The organism is Synechococcus sp. H60.2 (genome assembly GCF_047462315.1).
Taxonomy (GTDB): domain Bacteria; phylum Cyanobacteriota; class Cyanobacteriia; order Thermostichales; family Thermostichaceae; genus Thermostichus.
Genome location: NZ_JANSIZ010000100.1, coordinates 1 through 6,920, shown reverse-complemented (window position 1 = coordinate 6,920; position 6,920 = coordinate 1). Strand labels below are relative to the sequence as shown.

Here is a 6,920-nt window from a genome sequence, read left to right as displayed (position 1 = left end):
CCGGGGCGCTACCCGGGTGCGGGTGCACAACGTCCCGGCCCATGTCTCGGCTCTGGCAGCTTGGGCAGGTCTCCACGATGAACCCCACTAGGCTGGTGCTGCGGGGTCTTAGCTTCCATGCCCACCACGGCTATCGTCCTGAGGAGGCTGTGTTGGGAGGGCGCTTTGTGGTGGATGTGGAGATGCAGCTTGGTTGGGTTCCCCAAGCGGATGACCTAGCCCACACAGTGGACTACGCCCAGGTGTACGAGGCGGTGCGGGAAGAGGTAACCCAGCGACGCTACCGGCTGATCGAGACGTTGGCAGAGCGGATTGCTGAGCGGCTGTGGCAGAACTATCCCCAGTTGGAAGCCCTGACGGTGCGGGTGCACAAGCCGCAAGCTCCCCTGCCGGGCCTGTTCGAGGATGTCTACGTGGAGATCGTCCGCCGTCGCCCTGCTCTTCCATGAAGCCTGACCTGGCCTACATTGCTTTGGGCAGCAACCTGGGGGATCCGCTGCAGCAGTTGCGCACGGCTGGAGAGAAGTTGCCGCGGCTGGGCCAGGTGGTGGCCCGCTCCAGCCTCTACCGCAGCCCTGCCCAAGGGGGGCCGCCGGGGCAGCCGGATTACCTCAACGCCGTGGTGGCGCTGGATCCCTTTCCCCCTTACCAATCGCCCCTAGAGTTGCTGAGGGCGCTGCTGGCCATCGAGCAGGAGGCGGGGCGGGTGCGGCGCATCCGCTGGGAGGCCAGAACGCTGGATCTGGATCTGCTGGCCATGGGCAACCGGATCCTGAAGAGCCCTGAGCTAACCCTGCCCCACCCTCGCATGATGGAGCGCCCTTTTGTCCTGGCCCCGCTGTGCGAGATCGCTCCCCATTGGCGCCACCCTGAAACCGGCGTAGCTGCAGCTGAGGCGCTGGCTGCCCTGGATAGCTCCTGGCTGGAGCGCACCGACTTAGGCTGGGATTGAGCTCTACAGCGCAGCCGCCATTTTCACCGCCAGATCCACCAGCCGCGAGGCGTAGCCGTACTCGTTGTCGTACCAGGAGAGCACCTTCACGGTGCGATCCCCCAGCGTCATTGTTGATTCCAGATCCACAATCGAAGAGTGGGGATCGCCGATGATATCGGCCGAAACAATCTGTGGCGGGGCAATGGCGAGGATGCCGCGCAGCGGCCCTTCAGCAGCCTCGACAAAGGCTTGGTTAACCGCCTCTTTGGTAATGGGCCGCTCGGTGCGCACGACAAAGTCCACAATCGAGCCGGTTAGCACGGGCACTCGCAGCGCCAGACCATCCATTTTCCCTCTTAGGGCAGGCAAAACCTCGGCAACTGCCGTAGCTGCTCCGGTTGTGGAAGGCACAATCGACACCGCTGCCGAGCGGCCCCGCCGATAGTCTTTGGGATCCGGACGATCCACAATGGCCTGGGTGGCGGTGTAGGCGTGGCAGGTGGTGAGAAAGCCCGTCTCGATGCCGAAGCGATCCAACAAGACCTTGGCCAGCGGCGCCAGACAGTTGGTGGTACAGGAGGCGTTGGAGACAATATGGTGCCGCGCGGGGTCGTACTGGTCGTCGTTGACCCCCATCACCACCGTTAGGTCGGCGCCTTTGGCAGGGGCGGAGATGATCACCTTCTTGGCGCCAGCTTCTAGGTGTTTGACTGCCCCTTCCCGCTTGGTAAACAGGCCGGTGGACTCCACCACCAGGTCAACCCCAAGGTCTTTCCAGGGCAGTTGCGCCGGATCCCGTTCTGCCAGAACCCGGATCTTGTGGCTGCCGACTTGCAGGTGTCTGTCCACAGCACTCACGGTCTGGGGCAGGCGCCCGTAGGCAGAATCAAATTGCAGGAGGTAGGCCAAGTTTTCCGGCTCAGTTAGATCATTAACCGCCACCACCTCCAGCCCTCGCTCTGGCTGGGAGAGCAGCGCCCGCAAAAACGACCGGCCAATGCGGCCAAATCCGTTGATGGCTACCCGTGTGGTCATCGCAATCCTCCGGTATCAGTTCAGGATCAGGGGTCGAGGGCCGCGGCGCAGGAGACGCCAACCCCCTAGGGATAGGTTAGAAGAAGAACGGGATCCGCCTTGCCTTTGCACTTCAGATCTCCAGATTTGGATCCCATCTGCAACGGAGATTTGCGATTCAGGCTAACCCAGGAAGTTGCCGGTAGAGGAATTCAGATGAAGGTATTGCTGACCAACGATGATGGCATCGAGGCGGCAGGGCTGGCGCACCTCAGGCTGGCCCTCAGCGCTCTCGTTGCCGAGGAAAACTGCTGGATCGTGGCCCCCCACCAGCCGATTTCCGGCTGCAGTCACCAGGTAACGACGGGGCGGCCCTTTCGCGCCTGGGCCCGCGGCGAGCGCACCTTTGCTGTCGAGGGATCCCCTGCCGACTGTGTGCGGGTGGCCCTGTTTAAGCTCGCCCCTTCCGTGGATTGGGTGCTTTCTGGCATCAACGAGGGAGGGAATTTGGGATCGGATGTGTACTTGTCCGGCACGGTGGCGGCGGTGCGGGAAGCGGCGCTGCGCGGGATCCGGGGAATTGCCATTTCCCAGTATCGGGCAGGGAGCCAACCCATCGATTGGGAACAGGCACAGCGGTGGACGCGGGAGATCTTGGCCGAGCTGATGGAACAACCCCTGCCAGCCGGCTCCTTCTGGAATGTCAATTTGCCCCACCTGCCACCAGGATCCCCTTTGCCGGAGCGAGTTTACTGCCCCCTCTGCACACAGCCGCTGCCGCTCGATTACGCCGTAGAAGCAGAGGGGAAAGGCTTGGAATCGGTGTGGTTTCGCTACCAGGGTCGCTACGCAGAGCGAGCCCGCGATCCCCAGACCGATACCGATATCTGCTTCTCCGGTCGGGTGGCCATCACCCAGGTGCACCTGGCCTTAGGAGCTCCCAGGTGAGGGAGTGAGGTTGCGGGCAATGGTTCTCAGCCGCTGCAGCCGCAGTGCCGTCAGGATGTCGGTGGGATCCAGCTTTAGAACCTGCTCCAGGGCATCTGCTAGGTGTTGGGCCGCCTCTTGGCGGGTGTAGCCGCGGAACTGGGCACGGCGCAGGGCAAACTCGTCGGCATCGAAATGGGCGCTCTCCCGATTCAGGTTTTGCCAGATCTGTCGAACCGAGAGCGCCGTGATGCCACCCGCCAACAGGGCAGAAAACGGGTGCTGCCAAGAGAGCTCCGCCACGGTGGTGATGCCACCAAGCAAGGCCAGCGACTGGTAAAACCCCGGCTGTAGCCAGTTGCGATTGTCGAACCAGCCCACCTCCCGCAAAAACAGGAGATCCCGCTGCGGCTGCGGGATCCCTTGCCAGCGAAGAAAGTCGATGGCAATGATGCCCTGGGGCTGCCAAGGGGCCTTGCGGCGGGAGAACAACAGGGCTCCACCTCCCGAGTGGGGGACAACGCTGAGCAAGGGCCGGAGGGAAGCGGGAAGCAGATCCCGCAAGCGTTCGATCTCTTCTTTTTGAAAGGTTTCCAAGGGTTTGAAGTCTGAGCGGCTGGTCATAGTTTTACCTGTAGAGGCACGGAAAGGGGGGATCCCACCTGCCCCCCAGCAGCCTTTCAGCCCCGAACACCCCAGACCTGAAGAACCCTGCCAGGTTAGTCTACCGCATCTCCAGGTCGCCGGTAGCAGCCCCCCAGGGCGAAAAGCGCCAGCAAGTGTGCTTAGACTGAGAGGAAAAGCCTACCCTCCGATCCGACCCAATGCCAGTTTTACCGGAACCCAGTGAACAGAGCGCTGGCAGCCCCCTTTACACCTATGCCTTCTTGCCGATGCCAGATGCACCGCTTTGGCATTTCATTCAACAAACTCAAGGGATCCGCGGGCCACTGCAGGTGTTTTCCCCCCCGGGAGGCCGAATTGCCGCTGCTGTGGAGCCGATGCCGGATCCTGCGTCGCTGCAGGCTTCGGATGAGGTGCTGGTGCGTTCTGCCCTGCGCCACGACCAGGTGATCTGCCGGCTGTTTGCCCAAATGCCCCTGCTGCCCCTGCGCTTTGGCACCTGCTTTCTCTCAGCCGAAAAGCTAGGATCCCACCTACTGGCCCAGCAGGCGGAGTACGAACAGGCCCTTGCGGCCATCGGGGGAAGAGCCGAGTATTGCCTGAAAGGAAAACTGTCGCCCCAGCCCTCCCCGGATCCCCAACCCGCCCCCAGCGGCACAGCCTATCTGTTGGCCCGCAAACAAGCTTATCTACTGCAACGACAGGCCCAAGAGCGGCAAGAACAGGAGCTGGCAGCCCTGCAGCAGCTTTGGCCCTCCACCTGGCCAGTGCAAAGAGGGGATCCGCAGCCGGGAGAAGTCCTGCGGCTTTACTTTTTGCTCACCCCTGCCGAACGGGAAGCGGCAGCTCAGCTCACCCAAACCTGGGTGGCAGCTCACCCCCGCTGGCAACTGGACTGGAGCCCTCCCTTGCCCCCCTATCACTTTATGGGTACCCTCCGGGATCCCTCCAGATGTACTCAGTAGCACCCTAGAAAAGGTGAAGTCAAAGGATCCCTTTTCGCCCGCCTGGAAAGCCTGACCCAGCAGGGACGCAATTTTTTGGCTGTAATTTTTCAGGGTATTTTACTATTTTACGAATTCTGGCGAGGGATTGGAACTACCACTACTATTACTATTGAAAGTGACCTCCTGTCCCCTCAGCCCTCATGACATTGGAAACATTTTTTACTCAGTTAAATGCCAACGGCCTGACCATTGCGATCCTGCTATTCGCGGCTCCTTGGCTGGTTTGGGTTCTCTGCCACTGGATCCCGGGGCAGTGGGAAGAGCCTTTTTTGCTCAGCTTGAACATCGGCTTGGCAGCGGTGAGCCTTGTCCTCTGGGCCGGTTACTTGGCCTATGCCACCAACACGGCTGGCTGGCAGGCGGTGGTGAAGCAGGCGGATATGTTTCTGCTGCTGGTGCCTCCCTACTATTTTCTGAGCTCCATCTGGGTGGCGCGGCAGCGCATGCCGCTCTCGCGGGTGCCGGCTTTCCGCACCTTGCAAGGGATCGGCCTCTTGGCGGCAGTCTATCTCATTTTTTCTTGGCTCAGCCGCCGGGTCTATCTTGTCTTTTTTTCCTACATGCCCTTCTCAGCCTTCTTGTGGATCCTGGCGGGGTTGCTAGGGGTGGCCTATCTTGGCTATCGCATCGTCTTTGGGAACCCGCCCAAGTATCCTCCTGAACCCTGAGTGGGCCGCCAACAGGGACTAGAATTCGAAAGAAACCTTTTGCAACGGCAATGGTGACAGTCCCTCTGATTTCAGCCCTGGACATTGACTATCGGCCTCTCCAGGAGTTGTTAGCGGCGGGAGCCTGGCTGGAAGCGGATCGGCTGAGCCTGCAATTGCTGTGCCGGGCAGCGGGAGAGGGGGCGGCGCGGCGGGGCTGGCTGTACTTTTCCGAAGTGAGCCGGATCCCGGCAGAGGATCTGCGCACCATCGATCGCCTGTGGCGGGCGGCCTCCGGGGATCGCTTCGGCTACTCCGTGCAGCGGCAGCTCTGGCTGGGGGTGAATCGCAACTGGGAGCGCCTCTGGCCGCTGATTGGCTGGAAACAAGGCTACCACTGGACCCGCTACCCCGACGAGTTCATTTGGGATCTGTCTGCCCCCAAAGGTCACCTGCCCCTTTCCAACCAACTGCGGGGGGTGCGGGTTCTGGAAGAACTGCTCACCCACAGGGCTTGGGAAGACTTGTCCGGCTGAGCGTCTGTTGCAATCTTGTTATCTGATGGATCTGATGGGATGAGACCGTGGCTGAACAACTGCAACTGACTCAGTTTCCCCACCTGCCCGGCGATCTGGCCCAAGCCTGCGAGCAGGCCATCCAGGCCACACGCCTGGCTATCCAGGCGGGGTATCGCCGCCTGCTCATCGAGATCCTCGCCCCCGACATCAAGCCGGAAGTCTTAGCCCGTCCGTTCTTGGAGCTGCTGCCGCCACCGGCTTTGGTGTTGTTCAGCGATGCCGGCGGAGCAGCCCTGGCCCAGCGGGAGTGGGGATCCCTTCCCGACGGGATGCAACTGCAAAGCCTGACTGCCCGCACGCAGCCTACACCAGACCAGAGCGTCCTGTTTGTAATGCCAGCAGTTTACAACTTGGATCAGGTGGAGCGGGTCTGCCAGGTGGTGAGCGGCGGCGATCCTTCTGGGCTGGCTGCCAAAGGCCGGGATCCCAAGCCCGTCGTTCTCCTCAACCCACAACTTCAGGATGCCGCCGCAGTGGGGGTGGGGCTGGCCGGGCGCCGGCTGCGGCAACGCTTCCTGAGCACCTTTGAGACCAGTTACTACCTGCGCTCGCTGCTGGAAGGAGCCCTGTTTCGCGCCTACCCGGATCCCTGGAGCCTGTGGCAGCAGGAAGAGCCCGGCCTCTACAGCGTCCTCCAGACCTTTAGGGCTCGACCCAGCGGCGAAGAAGTGGCCGAGCTGTTTAGGGCCACCAGGAGAGGGGATCCCTGGTGGAGCTGGCGGCGCTGGCTGGGCGGGATCCCCTGATCGACCCGCAGCTTCAACGTAAGGCGCGGGATTCCCCACTGTCTATACGGTGGGGAGGGATAGCGCCTCCTGACTGATTCCGGGTGTGTTGCGTCGACGTCGCCACCCCGCCTATCGTTCCGGTGCTAGACTGACTGTGGTGACGACCGAGCCACAAGGGTGACTGAGACTATACGGGTAGTCAGGCGGCAGACCTTTCGGCTGTACCCCAACAAAACCCAAGAGCGGGCTTTGTTGGACGCCCGCCGCTTGCACTGCTACCTCTACAACGCTTGTGTTGCTCACCGACGCTATGAGTACCGGCGCAACCGCCGGACGGTTACTTACCTTGAGCAGCAGAATCTTCTGCCAGAGTTCAAGCAGGCGTGGCCGGAGTTTGCTCAGCTCCACTCCATGACTTTGCAAGCTACGGTCAAGCGGGTAGATTATGCCTATCAGCGTTT

The 6,920-nt window shown here is 61.6% G+C and carries 9 protein-coding genes and 1 pseudogene; 8 read left to right on the top strand and 2 right to left on the bottom strand.

Annotation, left to right across the window (positions count from 1 at the left end; genetic code table 11):
* Positions 1-77: 77 nt before the first annotated feature.
* Complete coding sequence (gene folB, locus NW845_RS11915; RefSeq protein ID WP_414366274.1) at positions 78-449, top strand: dihydroneopterin aldolase; 372 nt, start codon at positions 78-80, stop codon at positions 447-449.
* Positions 446-952 (top strand): 2-amino-4-hydroxy-6-hydroxymethyldihydropteridine diphosphokinase, encoded by a 507-nt coding sequence (gene folK / locus NW845_RS11910; RefSeq protein WP_414366273.1) that lies wholly within the window; start codon positions 446-448, stop codon positions 950-952. The genes folB and folK overlap by 4 nt, the downstream gene beginning before the upstream one ends.
* Before the next feature lie 3 nt (positions 953-955).
* Here folK and gap read toward each other — a convergent pair whose 3' ends face one another.
* Entirely contained in the window at positions 956-1,969 is a 1,014-nt protein-coding gene (gene gap / locus NW845_RS11905) for a type I glyceraldehyde-3-phosphate dehydrogenase (RefSeq protein WP_414366271.1), read from the bottom strand.
* A 195-nt stretch (positions 1,970-2,164) separates the two neighbouring features.
* On the opposite strand from gap, the gene surE reads away from it, so the two are divergent.
* Positions 2,165-2,896 carry a 5'/3'-nucleotidase SurE gene (gene surE, locus NW845_RS11900; protein WP_414366270.1) on the top strand — a complete coding sequence of 244 codons (732 nt, stop codon included), beginning with the start codon at positions 2,165-2,167 and terminating at the stop codon, positions 2,894-2,896.
* Here the strand turns inward: surE and NW845_RS11895 are convergent.
* Positions 2,879-3,499 carry a DUF3318 domain-containing protein gene (locus NW845_RS11895; RefSeq protein WP_414378689.1) on the bottom strand — a complete coding sequence of 207 codons (621 nt, stop codon included), beginning with the start codon at positions 3,497-3,499 and terminating at the stop codon, positions 2,879-2,881. The two genes, surE and NW845_RS11895, sit on opposite strands and share 18 nt — an antisense overlap.
* Positions 3,500-3,699: 200 nt before the next feature.
* Between NW845_RS11895 and NW845_RS11890 the strand changes: the two genes are divergently transcribed.
* From NW845_RS11890 to NW845_RS11870, 5 genes and pseudogenes are all read left to right on the top strand, one after another.
* Positions 3,700-4,464 carry a GvpL/GvpF family gas vesicle protein gene (locus tag NW845_RS11890; protein ID WP_414378688.1) on the top strand — a complete coding sequence of 255 codons (765 nt, stop codon included), beginning with the start codon at positions 3,700-3,702 and terminating at the stop codon, positions 4,462-4,464.
* Between the two features lie 182 nt (positions 4,465-4,646).
* On the top strand, positions 4,647-5,174 hold the full coding sequence (locus tag NW845_RS11885) for a hypothetical protein (RefSeq protein ID WP_414372788.1): 528 nt from the start codon (positions 4,647-4,649) through the stop codon (positions 5,172-5,174).
* 50 nt (positions 5,175-5,224) lie between these two features.
* Positions 5,225-5,689: a GUN4 domain-containing protein gene (locus NW845_RS11880; protein ID WP_414378687.1), complete on the top strand. Its 465-nt coding sequence runs from the start codon at positions 5,225-5,227 to the stop codon at positions 5,687-5,689.
* Positions 5,690-5,736: 47 nt separating this feature from the next.
* Positions 5,737-6,477, top strand: a complete 741-nt coding sequence (locus tag NW845_RS11875; protein ID WP_414378686.1) for a DUF1995 family protein — start codon at positions 5,737-5,739, stop codon at positions 6,475-6,477.
* A 159-nt stretch (positions 6,478-6,636) separates the two neighbouring features.
* Positions 6,637-6,920: pseudogene (locus NW845_RS11870) on the top strand (RNA-guided endonuclease TnpB family protein); the annotation flags it as partial.

What these genes read in the sequence shown, in the direction of transcription:
- NW845_RS11880 (WP_414378687.1), top strand. Translation starts at nt 5,225, where the DNA reads ATGGTGACAGTCCCTCTGATTTCAGCCCTGGACATTGACTATCGGCCT.
- folB (WP_414366274.1), top strand. Translation starts at nt 78, where the DNA reads ATGAACCCCACTAGGCTGGTGCTGCGGGGTCTTAGCTTCCATGCCCAC.
- NW845_RS11885 (WP_414372788.1), top strand. Translation starts at nt 4,647, where the DNA reads ATGACATTGGAAACATTTTTTACTCAGTTAAATGCCAACGGCCTGACC.
- NW845_RS11895 (WP_414378689.1), bottom strand. Translation starts at nt 3,499, where the DNA reads ATGACCAGCCGCTCAGACTTCAAACCCTTGGAAACCTTTCAAAAAGAA.
- surE (WP_414366270.1), top strand. Translation starts at nt 2,165, where the DNA reads ATGAAGGTATTGCTGACCAACGATGATGGCATCGAGGCGGCAGGGCTG.
- folK (WP_414366273.1), top strand. Translation starts at nt 446, where the DNA reads ATGAAGCCTGACCTGGCCTACATTGCTTTGGGCAGCAACCTGGGGGAT.
- gap (WP_414366271.1), bottom strand. Translation starts at nt 1,969, where the DNA reads ATGACCACACGGGTAGCCATCAACGGATTTGGCCGCATTGGCCGGTCG.
- NW845_RS11890 (WP_414378688.1), top strand. Translation starts at nt 3,700, where the DNA reads ATGCCAGTTTTACCGGAACCCAGTGAACAGAGCGCTGGCAGCCCCCTT.